Below are 20,212 nucleotides of genomic sequence, written 5' to 3' on the forward strand. Positions count from 1 at the left end.
TCATGCCTTTTTGAAGAGTCTCTTTAGACCTTCGCCCTTTCTTCTATTCTTGACGAACTGGTCAAAGAACACCGCAAGGATTATTATTGCACCGATAACTATCTGCATTATGAATGGATCTACTCCAAGAAGATTACCGCCATTTCTTATGGTCTGGATAATAAGAGCGCCAAGGGCTGTACCAAGGACGGTACCTACTCCTCCGCTTAGACTTGCTCCTCCGATAACAACCGAGGCTATGGCATCGAGCTCGTAGCCTTGTCCCCCGGTCGGCACTCCTGCAGCCATTCTCGTTCCTAGCATCAAACCTGCTATTGCACTGAAAATCGCAGCTACAATGTAGAATGAATACATGTTCAGACGAACGCTAATACCTGAAAGCCTTGCCGCTTCTTCGTTGCTTCCTATGGCATAAAGATTTCGGCCAAACTTGGTGTATTTCAACACAAATATCATGATTGCCGCAAGTATTATCCATGTCCAAGCAAGTGCAGGCAGACCCAAGAATTCTGCGACGGCAAACTGCCTGTACTCATTGGGAACGCCGGTAACCATCCTTCCGCTTGAAATATACATTACGACTCCTCTAACAAGTGTCATCATACCTAGCGTTGCTATGAAAGCCGGAACTTTCCCATCATGAACTGCGATGGCATTTATCAGCCCAACTATCGCGCTTATGCCTAGAGCGATGAGTATTCCTACAAAGGTCGGAAATTGAAACTCGCCTCTTGTAGAAGTAAATATCGCAAATACCATTCCACTGAGACCGACTATAGAACCAACTGAAAGATCTATTCCACCAGTTATGATTATGAGGGTCATACCGATGGCAACTACCCCATTTATCGATGACTGCCTAATAAGATTGGTTATGTTAGCCCATGAGGAAAAGTTCCCTCCCGTCGCAATGGCAAGAAAGACCCACATCACAACCAGAATAATCAGAAGGTTTCTTTCGGCAAATACTTTTCTATCTCTCTTTCCAGCCATTTAGACCGCCTCCTTCACTTTTTCTTTTGAAACAATATTCTTCATTGCAAGTGTCAGCAAGAACTCCTCGGAAAAGTCTTTCTTGTCGACCTCTCCAGCCATTCTACCGTTAGAGATAACGTATATACGGTCAGACATGCTCATGAGTTCAGGAAGATAGGAGGATATGAGCACAATCCCCTTGTTGCTGGCGAGAATCTCGCCGAAGAGTTTGTATATTTCCGATTTCGTTCCAACGTCGATACCGACGGTCGGTTCATCGAAGATTAGAACATCTGTATTTTTACAGAGCCATCTAGCGATGATTACCTTCTGCTGGTTTCCTCCACTCAGCTCGGAAACCGGCTGGAAGATGCTGCCAATCTTTATAGAAAGCTTGTCGATATACTCTCTTGCCTGTGAATGAGCCTTCCCATAGTTGATGATAGGACCCGCCATCACCTCGTCGAAGTTAATTATGTTAATATTGAAATCTATATCCTGCTGCAAGAAGATTCCCTGTTTTCTCCTGTCTTCCGGAAGATAGCCAATACCCTTCATCAGCGCATCCTTCGGTGTCTTTATCGAAACGTCTTTGCCTTCAACCGATATCTTTCCTTCTTTAAGAAAATCGGCTCCGAAAAGCGCCCGTGCAATCTCAGTTCTTCCAGCACCCATCAAGCCAAAGAAGCCTACTACTTCGCCTTCCCTTACATGGAAACTGATATTCTCGAATCTCTCTCCGGAAAGGTTCTCGACCCTCAGGAGCTCTTTGCCAGCCTTTGTGTCTTTTTTGTGGTACATCTCCTCAATCGATCTGCCAACCATCAGAGGGATCAGTTTCTCAACGTTTTCAAGCTCTTCCGTTGTGTAAGTTCCCACTGTGGCCCCGTCCTTCAAGACTGTAACCGTATCACATATGTCAAAGACCTCTTCAAGGTTATGCGAGATATAGATTACGGCCGTTCCCTGATTCTTGAGTTCATCTATTATCTGAAAGAGAATTTTCGTCTCATTCCTTGTGAGCACGGCGGTCGGTTCATCAAAGATAACTAGTCTGGGCTTCTGCCAGAGCGCCTTGGATATGGTTATCATTTCACTTTCAGCTATACTCAACTCTTTTATGCTTTTGCGGACGTTTATGTCCAGACCGATATTCTCCAGGAACTCCGTTGATTCTTTGTACATCTTCTTCCAGTTTATGAATGGACCAATCTTAGGTTGCTGCCCAAGAAAGAAGTTTTCTGCCACGGAAAGATCGGGTGTGACCATGACATCCTGATAAACGGCGTAGATTCCCAACGCTTTTGATATCAACGGTGAATTCCTGGAAATTTCATTTCCTTCAAAGATCATTGTCCCTGAGTCTTTCGAATAAGCTCCTGTAATTATCTTTATGAGTGTCGATTTCCCTGCTCCGTTTTCTCCCACAAGCCCTCTCACCTCACCGTTTTTGACGGAGAGGAAGACATTGTCAAGAGCCTTAACAGCAGGGAAACTCTTGTTTATACCTTCTAGCTCAATTACGGTCTTTTCCTCGGGCATGTTATCGCTCTCCTTTAACCACCATATTTCTTTTCATACTCTTTGTATATAGAGACACTGGAACTTGAACCGAAGACAGTAGCTCCCATTTCCATGAATTTCTCGACCTGCTCGAGAGTCCTGACGCCCCCGGAAACTTTGATCTGCTTCTTCCCGGAAACGACAGAGTTAATCAGCTCAACATCACGATAAGAAGTAGCTCTAGGACCGAAACCCGTCCCGGTCTTCACGAAGTCGATTGTTGGAACGTCTACTATCAATTCACACACTTTGACTATTTCCTCTTCAGTCAATCTGCTGGTCTCTATTATGAATTTGCAGATTCTGTTTCCTTTCTTTACAAGCTCGGAAAGAGTTACGAACTCCCGTTTCACCAGATCCCAGTTTCTCGATTTGACTGCAGATACGTTTATCACAATGTCGAAATCAGTAACCGCCTCTCCGAGAGAAATATAGTATTCGATTTCCCTCATTTTCAACTCAGTGGGAATCATTCCGAGCGGAAAGCCTCCTGGACCCACATTAATTCCAACTTCAGTTCCCTGGACTTTTTCAATGACATAAGTCGGGATCGCATACCAAGGCACAACTACATTTCTGAAGTTGTACTCGAGTGTTTCATCAACGAAACTTTCGATATCTTCCCATTTCGATTCTGGAGTGAGCAAAGTATTATCGAAACGCCTGTTAAAAGGAATGTCTCTATTCATAAATACCTCCGGGGTAGGCAGAAATTTCTGAAAAAGGGCAGCTTTCGCTGCCCATTGGGTACATTAGCTCTTGCTGAAATTAATATCTCTTTCTCGAAAATGGATCGAGAATTTCCATAGACTCTTCAAGAATGTCCTTTGTAATTACGTAGACTCCAGTGTCGTAGTATTCGGGAAGAGGCTCGCCATGAATGGCCATGAAGGCGTACATAACACCCTTGTAGCCCATACCGTGGGGGTCCTGAACAATGAGAGCCTTCAGTGCTCCACTATCAAGCGCCTCAATTTCCAAAGGATCTGAGTCGTAAGCAACTGCCATTATCTCATCCTCTAGACCTCTCTGCTCAATGATTCTGGAAACACCGATTCCTGTGTGATTATTGTCAGCAAAGAAACCAACCAAATCTGAATGAGCTATCAAAAGGTCCTCAGCTGCGTTGGCCGCTTTTGAAATGTCATTGTCTACATAGATCGTTGGCAGGACTTCGAGATTCGGAGCTATTTCCTTCAATCTGTTCATAAACCCAGCATCTCTGTCGGTGAGAACTTGGACACCGGCCATTGCACTTATCAGACCGACCTTGCCATCCAAAGGCTTGTTGTTTGCTTTCAGAGCCTCAACCAGCTTGTCGGCTGCAGCGGCGCCACCAACGGCGTTGTTAGTCGCTAAGAATGAATTGTATCCAGTATCATAGACGAAGTTGTCAATAAGGATTATCTTGATTCCCTGCTTGTAAGCTTCGTCAAGAATCAGAGAAGGAGCTTCCGAGCTTGTCGAAGAAATAACAATCGCATCGGGCTTCTTGTTGACAACGTCCTCAAGAATGGCAACCTGCTTGTCGATGTCTGATTCGGACGGAGGTCCGTAAACCGTGACATTCACAAGACCCTGGAGATCGTGTTCGGCATTCTTAGCGCCGACTATCGTGTACTGCCAGAAGTCAGAATCCGTCGCCTTTACAATAAAAGCAATTTCGTAAGCGGCAAAACCTAATGTGGCTCCGAAAAGAATGGAAGCCATGACAAGTAGCATAAGTACTTTGCGCATTAGCAAAACCCTCCTTATAAGATTGTTCTGTACATACGTATGTACACATGTACGTACAAACACTATAATTATAGCAAGTGACCAAACTCGAATCAAATTTGAATGACAGAGGAAATCTTAGTTATAAGAAGCCTAGAGAAAAAAAGAAGACATAATCGTCTTTAATCACTCTTAATCATCGCCAGTTGTTTCTGGAAAGGTTGGTCTTCTGGACTCTTTCTTACCTTCTGAGTTCTCTTTTCTTCGAATACATTGCAAGCTCCGCATTTCTCAGCACATCATGAAAATCAGTTACCATGTCTCTCTTAGTGGCTACTCCAAATGAGACACTAGCTTCCACGGCGAAACAGTCTATCTTGCTCAGATTTTTCTCGATTCTTGAAACGATTTCCTCTGCCATTTCGGTGTCTGTTCTCAGAAGAAGGACAACAAACTCATCTCCACCCCATCGAACAACTAGATCCTCGTGCCTGCAGGATTCCTTGATTGTGCGAGATATTGTCTTCAGATAATCGTCGCCGTAGAAATGGCCGAAACGGTCGTTCAAACCCTTCAGCCCGTTTACATCCGCGAAAATTACGGAAATCGGAAGATTTCTCGAAGTGTCTACTCTGGATACTTCCTCATCTAAGAAGGTCCTGTTGTAAAGACCAGTCAGCGAATCGTGGAAAGCAAGGAACTGTATTTCTCTAGTCTTCTTGATCTTTTCAAAGGCTCCAAGAGCATGAAGCATCAACAACTCGGCAAGCTCTGCATCTTCATGTTTAAAGCTCACGGACTCAACTGTGACTGTTTGAAAAACGCCGAAATCGCCGATGGGAACACTAAGTACAGCCTTGATCCTATTGCTTGAAGGTATTGCATCGATTTCCTTCGAAACGTCATCGACTATTATCGTTTTCCCGGTCTTCAAAGTCTTTCCAGCAATTCCCTCGTACTTTGGAACCCTTGAATTGACTTCGATGTTGTTCGAGTTTCTCTTTGCGACAAGATAGTCTCCTTCGACAATGTCAAGACTGTAATAGTCGAAGCTGAGAATTTCGGTGGCCGCTCTAACTATGAGATCATAGACTTCCTCTTCTTCTGTGCAGCTCTCCATCTTGAAGGCAATATCGTGGAGACTTCTTATCTTGTCCCTGAGGCGCTCGTTTTCAGTTGCCTTCTTCTCAAGCTCCTCGGTTCTTGCCTTGACACGTACTTTAAGAGTGTGATTCCAGAACCAGAGGACAAACAGACCAATGGCAAAGAAAACGACAATTCCTGCGGTCACCAGCAGATTCCTCTTATTCTGTTCGAACCAGTTTGCCGAGCCAAACCACTTCTCGAAAATCATGCCGTATTCCCCGCTCTCTCTTACAAGTAGGAGGCCCTTATTCAGCTTATTGAGAAGAGCGAAGTCGTCTTTTGCCGTTGCGAAAGCGTAATCTCTATCGAAGACCATGATGCTTGAAGCTTCAAGATTATCGATCTTGTTCTCCTTGGCAAAGTAGAGACATTGGTACTTCTCGAAGAGACCATAATCTCCCTTACCGGATGAGAGAAACTTGAGTCCTTCAAGTGGAGAATCAACCGCGACAATCTCATCGGTTATAGAGTTCTCCAGGAGATAGTCGTGCATGACACCGTTCCTTTGTACGACAATTTCCCCTCCTCTCAGATCATCTACGGTAGGCTCTTTGGAACCTTTTCTGTAAAAGATCGCCATGTGCAGAGTATTGTGGGGAATCGAAAAACCGTATATCTTTTGCCGTTCGGGAGTGACAGCCATGCCTATTAGGCCGTCAAGTTCTCCTGACTTGAACTTTTCGACCACGAGATTCCATTCACCGAGCTCTATTTCAATATCCAGCTCGGCAACTCTAGAGACGGCCTTCATCAGGTCCACATTGAATCCCGTGTGCTCACCGTTTTCATCAACAAACTCATACGGAGGATATGCGTTATCCCCGCCGAAAGTGAGCTTATCTGCGAAAACAAAAACACACAAGAGAATCAAGACAAGTGACAAGAAAGTCTTCCTGTTTTTCATCGATTCACCCCGATTATTGATATGATAGCACAATCATTACGAATAATTGAAGTTCTAAAAATCCGGAATTTAGTGAGAATCATTTATGGGCCTTATTTATCGCTCCCAATCAGACTACAAAGTACTTTCCATTAACTCAAAAGCAATATTATGGAAAAATACTCAAACGTATTTGCCGTCTACATATGTGCGCCTTCACTTTGTGCTGACAATTAAATCAAGTAACCAATTTTTCATCGGTTTTCAGAGCAAAACGGTCAATAATAATCAAGTGGCTAAAAACAAGTCTTTCAAAGACTTTCGTTCCAAAATCTGGACTACGGCCGCGAAAGTAATCGACACGTGTATTAAGATTGAATAGAGAATACACGCCAAGGGGGAATTGTCTTGAAAATACTCGTTCTTCTAAAACAGGTCCCGGACTCCGACGAAGTGAAGCTAAATTCAGAGACGGGAACAATGATAAGAGAGGGTGTTGGTACCGTTATCAATCCTCTCGACCTGCACGCGCTGGAAACAGCGTTGAGAATCAAAGAGACTGGTAATCACTCCGTTGCGGTTGTTTCTATGGGACCACCAGCCGCAGAAGAGGCCGTGAGGGAAGCAATAGCAATGGGTGCCGACAGGGCGGTGCTGCTGACAGACCGTAAGTTCGCAGGCGCCGATACGTGGGCAACGTCTATGGCTCTAGCGAGGTTTGCAGAAAAGGAAGGTCCCTTTGACCTGATCCTGGCCGGCGAGAAGGCTACCGACGGAGAAACCGGTCAGGTGGGCCCTGAAACAGGCGCTATGCTGGGTATTCCCGTGGCTACTTATGTTTCGAGGATAGTTGAGCTAGATGAATCGGGCATAACAATCGAACGCGAAGTGGAAGATGGAAAGGAAGTATGGAAGCTTCCCCTACCTTCACTCGTTTCGGTGACTAAAGATGTCAATGAACCCAGACTCCCCACCTTGAATGGAAAGAAACTCGCCAGAAATGCCTCAATAGAGAGGGTCGGCAACGATTTTCTGGAATTAGATCCATCGGAGATCGGCTTGAAAGGTTCACCAACAAGAGTAGTGAGAATTGGGACCCCGAAGCTCTCGAGGAAGGTAGAGATGTACGAGGGGAGCAGTATCAGAGACGGAATAGATGAGATAAAGAAGAGATTGGTACCCTATCTGGAGGTGAACCATGAGTGATCTCCTGGTAATCGCAGAGAGAAGAGGAAATGAAATCCACTCAAGTACATTCGAACTACTTGGAAAGGCGAGAGAATTATCCATAAAGCGGCCTCTTACGGTTTCAGTAGTTGTTCTTTCCGACAAGCCTGTCGAAGAGGATTCGGCTAACGCTCTCTTCTCAGGAGGGGCAGATCGAATCATCCTGGCAGTAGACAGAAGCTTCTCCAGATTCAATTTCGAACCATACACAAAGACTCTGGCTGCTATCGTAAGAGAGTTCGCACCGGAGATCGTTCTTGCGCCAGCCACAACTTCGGGCAGAACCTATATGCCCGGACTGGCGGCTCTCTTGAAGACTGGCCTGACGGCCGACTGCACCGGTCTAGATATAGAAGAGGAAACTGGAAACCTTCTTCAGACGAGACCTGCTATAGGCGGCAACATAATGGCAACTATAAAGACTCCGAATCACAGGCCTCAGATGGCCACCGTGAGACCGAAGACATTCTCGGCTTTGAAGGAAGCATATCAAAGCAAAGGTGAGCTGGTTCGCTTTGACGTGACTCCGGATTTAGCCCAAACGGTAGCGAAACTCATCGAGTTCCATCCAATAGGAGAGGGGCAGAAGGGTGTTCAGGACGCCGAAGTAATAATCGCAGGAGGTATGGGACTTCGAAAGGTCGAAAACATGGAACCTGTCTACAGGCTATCAAAAATGATTAACGGAACCATCGGCGCTTCAAGAAAGATCGTTGATTCGAAGTGGATAGGACACGAAGCTCAAGTCGGATTGAGTGGCCATACAGTTAAACCGAAGATCTACATCGCTGCGGGTATTTCGGGCGCCGTTCAGCATATTGCTGGGATGCAAACCGCAGAGTTCATCGTTGCGATAAACAGAGACAGGAACGCCGCGATTTTCAACTTCGCAGATATCGGGCTTGTTGGAGACGCGGTCGAGATTCTGAACGAACTTGCCGAGTCTCTTGAGTCGGAGGTGAAGAGATGAATTACGGACAGCTGGACGCGGGCCTGATCGAAGAGCTACAATCAGTACTCAATATCCCCGTCAAATACGATGAGGAGTCACTGGATAGATATTCTAGAGACGAGACAGCGGAATTGAAAGCCGTGAGACCGGAGGTCGTCACATTCCCTGTAAGTACTGAGGAAGTGTCGCAGATCATGAGATTCGCAAACAGGCACTTGATTCCAGTTACCCCAAGGGGTGCGGGAACGGGCCTTTCGGGAGGCGCAGTGCCTTCATATCGTGGAATCGTCATGAGTTTCGAGAAGATGAACAGGATTCTCGAGTTCGACGAAGCAAACATGATGATTACGGTCGAACCGGGAGTGATAACCGGCGAAATTCAGAAACTGGCAGACAGGCATAACCTCGTTTACGGAGGTGATCCGTGCAGCAGCGAGAGTTCCTCGATCGGGGGCAACGTTGCGGAAAATGCCGGTGGAAACAAAGTGATGAAATATGGACCGACGGGATACCATGTTTACGGCCTTGAGGTTGTACTACCCTCAGGCGAGGTTACGTACTTCGGAGGGAAGAGACTGAAGGATGTCAGCGGTCTGGACTTTGTTCATCTCATGGTCGGATCTGAAGGCACGCTCGGAATTGTCACGAAGATAACTCTGAGGCTGCTGCCAAAGCCGAAGTATTCCGTGGCACTGCTCGTACCGTACCCGAATATCGATACGGCAATTGCCGCAGTACCTGGGTTGATGAGCGGTTCGGGTGTTGTCCCTACTTCCCTGGAGTTTATGGACGGCTCGTCGATAAGGGCGGCCTGCAGCTTCCTTAATATCGAATTCCCGTATTCCGACGCCGGCGCTCACCTGATAATTGAAGTCGAAGGTAACAGCAAGGATTCGATATTCGACGATTACGTCAAACTCGGGGAAGCCGCTATCGAAGCAGGCGGTCTTGAAGCCTTCGTGGCAGACAACCGGAATACAAGAGACAAACTATGGAAGGCCAGAAAGTCGATTGCGGAGGCATTGGCAGCAATAAGCCCCGTACACAGCATGGAAGACGTTTCCGTTCCGATGGCCAACATACCTAAGCTAATAAAGAGGTCTGAAGAGATCGCAAAGAAGCGCGGACTCGAAATGATTGCCTTTGGACACGCCGGCGACGGAAATGTCCATGTCACTTTCATAAAGGGAGACCTTCCCCAAGAAGAGTGGAACAAAAATCTCCCACTGGCCGAGAAAGAGCTCTTTGACGAAACCACAGAGTTAGGGGGCTGCATCAGCGGAGAACACGGCATAGGTATAAAGAGGAAGAAATACCTCGCATCGATCGTAGACAAAGCGCAACTTGACCTAATTCGAGGCATAAAAATGGCCTTTGATCGAAACAACATACTCAATCCAGGGAAGATCGTGGATCTTTGAAAAACCGACAGCCGTGGTCGGGGGTATAGCAGGTTGGGGTTGGACAGAGCAAAGAATTAGTTGCAAGTTGCAAGTTGTCAGTTGTAAGAAGAACAAGAGACCGAGAAAAAGGCGAATCTGATCAGAACGAACTTTTTTTGTCATCCTCGTGCTCCTGTTCAGGATCTGGGCTTTTGAAAGACCGTGTTGGGTTTAGCGGGTTCGTTGTAGGAAGAGCAAGAGAAACTGGTTCGCCGTTGAACGGTTCTCCGTTCTCCGAAAAAAGCCGCTTGCCGCTCGATAAGAGACGCTGAACGCTGGAAAGAGCATAGGATCAGTTGCAAGTTGTCAGTTGTAAGAAGAACAAGAGACCGAGAAAAAGGCGAATCTGATCAGAACGAACTTATTTTGTCACTGAAGTGCTCCTGTTCAGGATCTGAGCTTTTGAAAGACCGGGGTTGGGGATAGCGGGTTGGTGGCATCAAGATCAGAAGTGATGCTGCCTCCGGCAGGAAGTGAGGCTACAACAATACACAAGACGCAAGGCTGGCGAAGAACATGCCAGGTCGCAATGCCCGCTTCGCGGGGAAAGAGCCGCTTGGATAAGAAACGCTGAAGGCTGTACGCTGGAAAAAACGCTTCTTCGCACTTTGTGTCAAAGTTCTTCGTTAAGGACCACGAGATAAGGAGACAGGGCGAGACGGTGCTCTCGCCCTCTTGGTGAGCGCAGCAAAATCTCGACAATGCTCTTTCTCGACTCGTCTTATTGAAGGACCGAGATGCTAAAACAAGTTCAGAATGCATGAGAGACGCGGAATCCTTGATGAAGAACCAAGAACCTGGACGCGTAGCGTCGGAACGAAGAACCGTTCTTTGACGATTTTTTATTCTTGGGCTTGCAACTTGGAACAGGCAACTTGCAACTGTTCTTCGAAGGACGGGTCCATGATCTTGGACGGTTAACGGAAAACGGCTCTTCACAGCGATCGCGTTTTTTCTTTCCGCGGAGCGAAACTGGTTTCATGAAGTGCGACTGGCCTCTGCCAAGGGCAGAGACTGGCCACCGAAGGTGACTGGCTATAATCGAATCGATTTATAATTGATTCATACTGTATATAGAACAGACTATAGAACAAAATGGAGGTCCTTATGGATTTGAGAAAAGAGCTGGTCCTTTTTGCGAGGCTGGCGTGGGACAGAAAACTTACCGAGAGTACCGGCGGAAACATGAGCGTTAGAATTGGAGACCATTTTGTGATTACCCCCACAACAATGGTAAAGCACTTTCTGACGAAAGAGGATCTTGTCGAGGTAGATCTGACTGGAAGGAAAGTTAGCGGAAGTCGCGAGCCCTCATCCGAGTACAGGATGCATTTGAAGATTTACAGAGAGTGTGAAGACGTGGTTTCCGTCTTCCACGCCCATCCCGTTTACGCAACCACTATGGCAGTCCAGCAGAAGAAGTTTCCTGTAAATGTTCTTCCTGAAACTGCGCTCATGCTGGCACCGATAACCTATCTTCCGTACAGAATGCCCGGCACGGATGATTTCGCGGAGATATTCGACGAGGGCCTGAAGTTAGGCTCAAGAACCTTCGTTTTGAGAAACCACGGGGTTACTGTCGGCGGAAGTAGCATCGAAGAGGCTTATGCAAAACTCGAGACGCTGGAGTTTCTGGCTCAGATCACCCACTTTTCCGGTGCCGAGCCCGGTTACCTCGAAATCCCTTCCGAAGATGTGGAGAAGTTCTTGAAAAAAATAAGAAAATCGAAGGAGTAGCCACAGGCAATATCTTGATTTTCCGAGAGAATAAACAACCTTGAACATATGATCTCAATTGCAGGAGAAGCATAATCTCTCGAGTTGACTTCTCAAACGAAAAGAAGGAGTCTTATCTCTTTACTCGAAAACAATCCTTGTCAAAAGAAATGATCCATTCGAAAAAATAGCCTCTGCCTTCGATAAGACTTCGCAGTTTTTGAGCCGATTTCACTTTCAACTGAAATGTTGATGTTCCAGAAGTCTTGATTCCGAATGAAAAACGGGACTTCACATCGTAAGGCCGTCTAGTAGGTTTGTAGCTTTTCACTCTATCTTGTGTCGCTCTACTGGATAAATGAAAGAGGAGGCAGTGTCATTTTGACACTGCCTCTTGAACTTGAACCTTATCAGTAGATTACTATCGAAGTCGAAGCAGAAGCGGGAATGGCTCCCTCCAGCTCGGCAATGGCCATGATATCGTAGGATGCTGGATCGAGATCCTCGACGGCACTTGCCGGTATCACGCACTCGAATAGTCCGGCTTCAGTCATTGCGGCTTCGAACTCCCGTGTCTCTTGTCCAACTATCAGGGATAGAGTAACCTTTCCTGTTGTGGCAGGGACTGCCTCATCTATTGGATAGGTGACTTCTGATACGTAGACATTTACGGGAATATCGCTGCCCTTAGCCACAAAGGCAGGTGTTTCCAAGCTGTCTATCTCCATCCTTATGGCTTTCAGTTCTTCTATCCAGTATGTGTCTTCGTATGGATAGTCGGGATCTCTGAAAGCTCTCAATTCCATGTAGTTTGAACTTGAGTCGAATTTTGACAGATAGAATGGCCCATTGCTTATATAGGCGTGGCCGTAGTTGTCAATGAATTTGATTGCCGCATCGTATCTCCCTATAACATAGGCTTCATCCACGAACTCCTTTATGTAGTTGGGAATATACTTCCTCTCTTTCATTTCAACAAGCTTGGCTCTTACATCCTTTACACATGCCGGAGCTATGGCATCTACTTCGGTGAAGGCGGGATCCATTGTAATTGAGTAAGCAGTACCCGATTCGCTTCCTTCAGTTACCAGTAACGACATGGCTTCCGCTATCTCCCAGGCACAGCCAACCGGATGGCCAGATGAAGAAACGCTTATACCCGGTGCTCCCCAGCTAGCAACCCTGTCCTTGCTCGCCGGGAAGTTGTAATTGAAGTAGACGGTTATTGTATTGTCCTCGTTCAGAACCCAACCTATGATAGTGTCGAGGCCGCTCTGAAGAGAAGAAGAATATGCCTGTTCGTACTGGAGATCATCGTCGCCCTCTTTGTTCGCCCACTCCATCTGGAATGCCTGAGCATAGAGGAAGTCAACGATCGTGATAGGCTGCCCATGGTGAAGTTTGCCAAACTTAAACTCGTAGGTAGCCATGGAGATCGACTTGTTTCCTTCTCCAACTTCTAGCCAGGCTTCGTTAAACGGGCAGTAATTGATAGCATTAGCAGGTACCTCGAAATCTCCAACAACGTCTCCTTCTTCATTACGTCGAGCCTTAGTTTGAACTTCAACCGGTACCGCCCTTAGAGGTGTTGGGATAGCCGAAGCGGGGCTTTCAAACATCGCTGAATCGTAAAGGTTTTCGGCAATGTAATTCGAATAGACGCTGTCAAAACCGTCTGTTCCTATCGGGTCCCAAGCATCCATAAAGAGAGACCCCATAGCCGAGAACTGTGTTATGAATAGCGTTCGGTCATCTGTAACGGCCGTTCTTATCGACCATGTGTTTAGACCGTCTCCCAGCCCATAGGCAAACCTCTGTTTGAGTCTTGATTCGTTCGCGACAAAGAAGTCAAGCTGATTGACGACGTATATCCTGACAGCTTCTTCCAGACCGAGTTCAAGACCTCTGAGAGCAAGTTCCCAGTACTCCTCTTCTGTCAAGAAGTTACCGGTGTAAGCCTTTAGTGTGACTTCATCGATCTCATCCTGTTCGTAATTCCAGAAGCCTTCCGTCATTCCGCCCGGCATGTATCCATACCAGGGAGCGTACATTTGCGCGACGATATGTTCCCAGAAGGCCCTCGTTGCACCGGCTCCCCAGCCTTCCGTATACATCTGCCAGGTAAACTCTGCCGGATCGCCTCCGTAGACAACGTTACTGCACTTAATCCTGTCCCAGTACATTCTTTCCGCCTTCAGTCCCGCCTTTTCAAGCTGGTCGGCGATGTAGTCTCCTTCCTTTAGACGACCTTGAGGATCATCTACTCTAATAGCAATCTTGATTGTTACGGGCTCATTATCGAAGTACCAGAAGCCATCTCCTTGCTTGACAAGTCTTCCGGCATTCTCCGGTAGTGCGGCTGCAGCTTGCATAGAACTTTCTATTACTTCCAAAGCTCTCGCTTCGTTCCCCTCAGCCGTCATGCCAAACTTTGTGGCGAGAAGGTTGTACCTGTACGTTCCCGGCTGGCCAGTTGTTGCCATGGTGAACGCAGGGGTGCCAGCTCCTCCAAGGATCTCATCGACAAGATACTGCCTGTTAATCAGGTCGTTCATCGCGAACCTGATATCTCTGATGGCGAATGCGTTGAAATATTCTTTGCCTCCAACTTCAACGACATAAGGCGCTTCGTTTGGAATCGGATTCATCAGTAGCGACCACGAGCCTGATGGAACGGCATACAAATCAAGCTTGTCTCTAGTGGCCTGATCCAGTCCGAAGATCTGAGGTCCTGAAAGGCCCCACATGAAGATATCGGTCAGCCCTTCTGCAGTATCTTTCAGAGCGATCTCTTCGGACATCCTAACGTTGAAATAGACTAGATCGGGATACGGACCCTTCTGCACACCCAACACTAGTCCTCCGAGCAATAGCACCGTAACCAACGCAACAGAAATCAGCTTTCTTCTCACTTTCCTTCGCCTCCTTTAGTGATTATCATTTCGAAGGAAACACGATTTCGGCTGGAGCAAGGCTGTTTCAGCTAGACACGAGAAGTAACGATTAGAAATTACTATAAAGCAAAGAATCTCTGGTAGTATTTGACTTGATGCTGAAGTAATCCATGCTTCACGAAGAAGCTAATGTGTTTGCAAGATTATTATATTACATTCATATGCAAAATCAGAAGAACAAATAGACCCGATTTACGGTGTCTTTGCCAGATAAAACCAGCCCCGTTATTTTGTCTTTCGATAACTCCTTTTTGTGCGAGAATACTTCATGAAATAGCTTTTCGATAACACTGAGAAGTTCATTTTCCTGCTTTAGAACATTGCAGAAATACTTATTGTTCCTTTTTCAATGACTTGATAATCTCTCGTTATCCAGATTCTTAGTCTCAAAACCCGTAATACCAATCAATCCATCAATATTGACCAAACTCAATTAGATCGTGCTTTCTCACCTTGATTCAACAATTAGTGCGATATGATAACACTTTCGTGCTACTGCCCGAAGAAAGACTTGATGAAAATTCTAACTACTTCGGCTCCCCCAATGAAGGTGCCTACGCTGCTTCCGACATTTGCAAAGACTACTATAAGAAGAATCTTTGTGACTCTGTTTTTCCAGAAGCCTTTGAAAGAGTTGACATCTTCGTTCAGATTCTCAAAGTCGGAGACCTTGGGTTTCCTCACAAGAGCCTCTACAAGGCCGGCAAACCACCCAGCAGCAAGAAGCGGATTCAATGAACTTACAGGGGCAACAAGAAACGCCGTCAGTATAGAGAGTGGGTGGCCAAGAGCTGCAATAGTCCCCAGAGCAGAAAGCGATCCGTTCCAGAGGATCCAGCTGAGAATCTGATCAAATCCGGCATCGCGATTCACTATAATCGTTGAAACAATCAAGCTGATGATCGCTATCGAGATCGTCCAGCCGATTATCTTGCCGGTCTTCTTCTTCGGGGGGATCTTGGTGAGTGCCGCAAGGTCCTGATCCTCTTTTATAGCCTCTTTCAAACCCGGGACATGTCCGGCACCAACGACTGCGACTACTTTCTTTCCGGGAGCCGTCTTGATCTTCTGGGCAAGGTACTTGTCCCTTTCGTCGATCAATGACTCCTTGAGTTGCGGGAAGGACTTCGCAAGCTCACTGAGTGCAGAGGTCAACATATCTCCCGACTTCATCTTATCGAGATCTTCTTCTGTAATCTTCTCATCGCTGAAAATTGACAGAACCAGAGTAAAGAAGAGTTTCGTCTTTCCCCAGAAGCCAAGATTTCCCCATATTCTTGCGAAAGTAACCTGAATATCTCTATCCGCAAGAACAAGCTGCGCCCCTGTCTCTTTTGCCGACTCAATAGCCTGCAGCATCTCCTGTCCTGCCTGGATTCCTATTTGCTTTGCCATTCTCTTTTGATAAGAGGAAAGTATAAGGTTAGCTAGCAGAAGAAAAGACTTCTTCTCCTTTACTACCTTTGCGATATCGGTCTTCTTCCATCTATCCTGATCCTGCATCGACTGATAACGGGAGATGCACAACTCTACTGCAACGGAATCGGGTTTTTCCTCTTCGATAATCGTCTTGACTTCTTCGGCGCTGTGCTTTGATACGTGAGCGGTACCGATAATTATCAATTCTTTGTCATCAAGCATTATTCTGTGTACTGTCTCGGACAACGAAATCACCCTTTCGATTTGACTATCAAACTCTATTTAATCACAATCTTGCACTCAGCTCGTCTTTATGAGATTATCAATTATATAGCTGATTAGATATTCCTGGGGAGGTGTTCTCTTGAGCAATCCCGCAAGAGCAGAAATCGGAGATCTGCAAGGAATGATTGACCTTGCATCTCTTGTCTTCAAGAGCGAAATGGGAAAGATCTTTCCTGTTTTGTTTTCAGAAGAGAATGTTGAAAACATGACAATCGTTAAGGAGGACGGGAGGCCGGTGTCGATGATCGGCTTACTTCCTAGAGAAATATCTTTATTCGGACACAGGATTAAGGCCGGCCTTATCGGTTCAGTCTGCACTCACCCGGACTACCGTGGGAAGAACTACGGCGCCGTGAATCTCGCGAAGGCCGAAGAACTCGCAATAGATATTGGCCTAGCAATTCTCATAATTTCCGGAGGGAGAGGCTTGTACCAGCGGTTCGGAGCGGTAAGACCGCCGGGCATGAAGAGAATTCTCGTTAAGCCGGGAAGAACAGCTTCTATGAGAGAAGCGAGGATTTCAGACATAGATAAGATTCTCTATCTCCACAGAATGAAACCCTTGAGATACATCAGAAACTTCACTGATTTCGAGAAAACCTTCTCAACGGGTTACGCGGAGGCACGTAAGGCAAAAACCTTCTTGAGTGAAAAGGCATACATTACCGTTGTCGAGAGAGAAGACAGTCATCACGTGATTGAATACGGTGGGAGCAGCAAAGATGTAATCTCCTTGACAAGGGGCTACATCGAGAAACGCGGACTCAAGGAATGCATTATTGTTGCCGAAAGACACTTCAGGGCAGAGGAGAGCCTTCCGTTCGAGTTTCCCGGAACGGCGAAAATTATCTCCAAGAGAAGCTTCTTTGATCAAATGGAGGGTTACTTCACGGAGATTATGCCTTCAGAGGACTATGACAGATTCATAGAGACTGTCGAAAGACTGTCGCTGGCCGAATTCAATCAGGAAGTCTTTTGCTGCAGTAAATTTAAGGGACTGCCTCTTTCTCTTCCAAACTACGGATTTGATTACATTTGACAATCGGCGGCCAGTTCCGCTTCGAGGCCGAGGACAGTTGCAAGTTGCCTGTTCCAAGTTGTAAGCCCTAAAGTAAAGAAACGTCAGATACCTCGTTCTGAACATGAGGTCCGTTCTCGACATGCGTAGGGTCAAGAGATGGCGCGGTGTGAGTGCAGACCTTGTGAGGCCAGGCAGTTTACTCCCCTCTCGAGAGGGGATTAAAGAGCTTTTCAAGATCCCAGATCCTTACTTGCGCTCATTGCTTTTCCCTTCTCTCTACTCTCCGAATAATGGTTTGACCAAGAACGAAGAAGAGGTTTCCTTTGCCGAAAGGATAACCGTCCAACGGCGAACCTGTTTTGTTGCTCTTTCCAGCGTTCAGCGTCGCTTAGCAAGCGCCAAGCGGCTCTTATCGGAGAACGGAGAACCGCTCAACGGCGAACCAGTTCCTGTCGCTCTGAACTCCTTTCAGCATCTCGAGTTCTCAAGGTTTTTTTGAACCTGCAACCCCGCCACGGTCTTCAGAAGCCCAGATCCCGCTTCAAGTCCGAGATGACAACCTCAATAACACTTAGGATGGTGATGGTTCAACGGCTTCTGTTTGCCAAACCCCAGACTCCAGACCCGAAACCCGCGTATTAATTCCGTCTGAACCTGATTCAGAATCTCGCTCCTTCTTTTCTCGTCTTCTAAAGTCTTTTCGAGTCTGGTCAAAAACGAAGAACCGTTCAACGGTGGACCAGTTTCTTTTGCTCTGCCTCTTATCGCGAGACTCTAAACGCTTCCTTCACATCTTCCTTCGAAGAAATCGATCGATCTCTTCAGTATCGTCTTCTTGAACAATATAGAGGTAAGATGGCCGGAAGGCATCCAGCGAAGTGTCGAATCCGGTATCTTCTCCGAGAGTTCCTTTGTGGAGCGTCTGGGAACAAAGATGTCGAAGAGGGCTCCGTTGATAAGTGTCGGGCACTTGACAAACTTCGCGAATGTTAGAGGATCGTACTCAAAGCAAGAGATTGGCGCGCTTCCAATTTCCAGTTCTGGACTCTCTAGCGAACGGATGTATCTTTCGTGATCTTCGCCATGTAGTTTTCTGCACTTCTCCTTACTGCAGGAACCGTCCTCCTCGTATTTGACTCTCATTACACCTGTCACGAAGCTCTTCCAGGTTATGTGGTAGAAGTTTCCTCCCGTCACTACAAGCGAAAGTCCGCAGATCGACCTGTCGAGCGCCGCCGTTATGACCGAGATGAAGCCTCCGAAGCTGTATCCCATCAAAAAGTAAGGCGGGGGACATTCACATTTCAGGTAATTAAGAGCAGTTAATCCGTCCACAACCGCGTTTTCAAACCTTCCTCTCAGAACATCCGTTCTCGGGTCCAGAAACAGCTCGCCCGATCTGTGGCCCGCGGGCGTTCTCTCAAAATGAAAGGGGAGTATCATCATGGCACCGGAGTATCCCCATTTCGCGAAAGTCGCAGGAAACCACCTGAGATAGTCGAGATTCTTCTCGCCCCTACCGTGAAAGAAAAGAACGGTTCCCTTTTTTCCTCCACTGTAAAGATAGAGTGGAATACTTCTATTTTCGGAGAAGTTTGACGGATAATTCGACTTCAAAACTACTCTTGAGCAATCTGCGGTATCTCGTGTTTCTAAGATCTCCGGATGATCAGAATAACGTCTTGCGAAAATCTCCTTTTCCATTTACATCTACCTCTATAAAATTATATAATAATTCGATAAGCTAACCTGTATCTTCCGGGAGGAACCAATGAACACTTTAGCAGTCGCAATTGCAATTGTCGTTTTGATTTTATCTCTAAAAGTCTTTAAGGACATCTCTTTGTCGCTCCTCTTTTCCGTGATTTCTTTGGGTATTGTCCTTCTTATTTCGCCGGCAGACTATTTCGGCGCTTTTGCAAAAGAGGTAAGTGACTGGGAATTCTGGAAGGTAATCATCACTGTTTTTTCCATCTATTTGCTGGGAGAAACGATGGATAAGAGCGGTAATTCTTCGAGGTTCGTGAGAGCCGTTGAAAGACTCTTCCCTGAACCAAGGGTTTCGATTGCCTTGATGCCTGCAATAATCGGTCTACTTCCAATGCCGGGTGGGGCGATGTTTTCTGCCCCAATGGTTAAGGATCTGGCAAGATCCGATCCAACAATATCAAATGAAGACGGTCTCGTCTTTAATTACTGGTTCAGGCACGCAATGGAGTTTTTCTGGCCCCTATATCCCGCCCTGGTTATTGCGTCCGGCATTTCGAGAATAAGACTCAATACGCTTGTGCTCTGGTTAATGCCTGTCGGGGCTGTCGCTCTGGTTGCCGGATATCTACTGATGATTCGAAAGCCGATCAAGCTCAGATACAGTCACTCTGCAATAAAGGAGTTTATGATAAGCGCCTGGCCAATTATCGCAGTTATCATACTGGTGATGCTGAATCAGCCGGGCTGGCTGGCCGTTCTAGGTACATCGATCATTTACTTGCTCGTTAATAAGAACAAGAAAAAGGTACTGGTAGCGTCTCTCAAGTACAAGACGTTCATCTTGCTTCTTACGGTCTTCTTCTACAAAAACCTGGTCGAGATCGCCGAGATTCCCCAAGCTATGGGCGCTGAACTTATGGCATGGTCAATACCTCCTCTTACGCTAGTAGTTCTTCTGCCTTTTCTTATGGGATTCATGACCGGTGTGACTCAAGCGGGGGTGGGACTGAGTCTTCCTCTGATTCTAAGTATGGGTAACGGTTACGGCACACTTTCTACAACGATTCTCGCTTACACGTTTGCTGTTGTTGGAGTGCTTCTTTCGCCGGTTCACTTGTGTCTCGTTTTGACTAGCGAATACTTCAAGGTCGAGTATTCTAGAATCATCAAGAGAATATCGGTAGTCACGCTGCTCTCGATTGC

At 46.5% G+C, this 20,212-nt stretch carries 15 protein-coding genes; 7 read left to right on the plus strand and 8 right to left on the minus strand.

The genetic code is table 11. The annotated features are described in order from the left end of the window. The 5 genes from B3K42_RS08825 to B3K42_RS08845 form a co-directional block, all read right to left on the minus strand. On the minus strand, nucleotides 1-993 hold the full coding sequence (locus tag B3K42_RS08825) for an ABC transporter permease (protein WP_110991138.1): 993 nt from the start codon (nucleotides 991-993) through the stop codon (nucleotides 1-3). Continuing rightward, on the minus strand, nucleotides 994-2,517 hold the full coding sequence (locus B3K42_RS08830; RefSeq protein ID WP_110991137.1) for a sugar ABC transporter ATP-binding protein: 1,524 nt from the start codon (nucleotides 2,515-2,517) through the stop codon (nucleotides 994-996). Between the two features lie 14 nt (nucleotides 2,518-2,531). Continuing rightward, nucleotides 2,532-3,227, minus strand: a complete 696-nt coding sequence (gene deoC, locus B3K42_RS08835; protein WP_110991136.1) for a deoxyribose-phosphate aldolase — start codon at nucleotides 3,225-3,227, stop codon at nucleotides 2,532-2,534. A gap of 79 nt (nucleotides 3,228-3,306) precedes the next feature. Further along, entirely contained in the window at nucleotides 3,307-4,275 is a 969-nt protein-coding gene (locus B3K42_RS08840) for an ABC transporter substrate-binding protein (RefSeq protein WP_110991135.1), read from the minus strand. Between the two features lie 220 nt (nucleotides 4,276-4,495). Then, nucleotides 4,496-6,304, minus strand: coding sequence for a diguanylate cyclase (locus B3K42_RS08845; protein ID WP_110991134.1), 1,809 nt, complete (start codon nucleotides 6,302-6,304; stop codon nucleotides 4,496-4,498). Between the two features lie 387 nt (nucleotides 6,305-6,691). Between B3K42_RS08845 and B3K42_RS08850 the strand changes: the two genes are divergently transcribed. The 4 genes from B3K42_RS08850 to B3K42_RS08865 all read left to right on the plus strand — a co-directional run bounded on the left by B3K42_RS08850 (nucleotide 6,692) and on the right by B3K42_RS08865 (nucleotide 11,641). Then, nucleotides 6,692-7,489: an electron transfer flavoprotein subunit beta/FixA family protein gene (locus B3K42_RS08850; protein WP_110991132.1), complete on the plus strand. Its 798-nt coding sequence runs from the start codon at nucleotides 6,692-6,694 to the stop codon at nucleotides 7,487-7,489. Then, complete coding sequence (locus B3K42_RS08855) at nucleotides 7,482-8,480, plus strand: electron transfer flavoprotein subunit alpha/FixB family protein (protein ID WP_110991131.1); 999 nt, start codon at nucleotides 7,482-7,484, stop codon at nucleotides 8,478-8,480. The genes B3K42_RS08850 and B3K42_RS08855 overlap by 8 nt, the downstream gene beginning before the upstream one ends. Then, nucleotides 8,477-9,883 carry an FAD-binding oxidoreductase gene (locus B3K42_RS08860; protein WP_110991130.1) on the plus strand — a complete coding sequence of 469 codons (1,407 nt, stop codon included), beginning with the start codon at nucleotides 8,477-8,479 and terminating at the stop codon, nucleotides 9,881-9,883. Before B3K42_RS08855 ends, B3K42_RS08860 begins: the two co-directional genes overlap by 4 nt. A 1,128-nt stretch (nucleotides 9,884-11,011) precedes the next feature. Further along, nucleotides 11,012-11,641 carry a class II aldolase/adducin family protein gene (locus B3K42_RS08865; protein WP_110991129.1) on the plus strand — a complete coding sequence of 210 codons (630 nt, stop codon included), beginning with the start codon at nucleotides 11,012-11,014 and terminating at the stop codon, nucleotides 11,639-11,641. 389 nt (nucleotides 11,642-12,030) lie between these two features. On the opposite strand, the gene B3K42_RS08870 is transcribed toward B3K42_RS08865, so the two are convergent. Then, nucleotides 12,031-14,532, minus strand: a complete 2,502-nt coding sequence (locus B3K42_RS08870) for an ABC transporter substrate-binding protein (RefSeq protein ID WP_110991128.1) — start codon at nucleotides 14,530-14,532, stop codon at nucleotides 12,031-12,033. Nucleotides 14,533-15,066: 534 nt separating this feature from the next. Beyond that, nucleotides 15,067-16,239, minus strand: a complete 1,173-nt coding sequence (locus tag B3K42_RS08875; RefSeq protein WP_110991127.1) for a TraB/GumN family protein — start codon at nucleotides 16,237-16,239, stop codon at nucleotides 15,067-15,069. A gap of 118 nt (nucleotides 16,240-16,357) precedes the next feature. Here B3K42_RS08875 and B3K42_RS08880 point away from each other — a divergent pair, with 118 nt between their 5' ends. After that, nucleotides 16,358-17,317: a GNAT family N-acetyltransferase gene (locus tag B3K42_RS08880; RefSeq protein ID WP_110991126.1), complete on the plus strand. Its 960-nt coding sequence runs from the start codon at nucleotides 16,358-16,360 to the stop codon at nucleotides 17,315-17,317. Between the two features lie 121 nt (nucleotides 17,318-17,438). After that, a complete protein-coding gene (locus B3K42_RS08885; protein WP_110991125.1) occupies nucleotides 17,439-17,798 on the plus strand; it encodes a hypothetical protein in 360 nt (119 codons plus the stop codon). A gap of 275 nt (nucleotides 17,799-18,073) precedes the next feature. Here the strand turns inward: B3K42_RS08885 and B3K42_RS08890 are convergent, their stop codons facing one another. Beyond that, nucleotides 18,074-19,003, minus strand: a complete 930-nt coding sequence (locus tag B3K42_RS08890; RefSeq protein WP_110991124.1) for an alpha/beta hydrolase family protein — start codon at nucleotides 19,001-19,003, stop codon at nucleotides 18,074-18,076. Between the two features lie 67 nt (nucleotides 19,004-19,070). On the opposite strand from B3K42_RS08890, the gene B3K42_RS08895 reads away from it, so the two are divergent. Beyond that, the coding region (locus B3K42_RS08895; protein WP_292598342.1) for a DUF401 family protein at nucleotides 19,071-20,212 on the plus strand (1,142 nt) is incomplete at its 3' end.

The sequence above is a fragment of the Mesotoga sp. UBA6090 genome, from assembly GCF_002435945.1.
Classification (GTDB): domain Bacteria; phylum Thermotogota; class Thermotogae; order Petrotogales; family Kosmotogaceae; genus Mesotoga.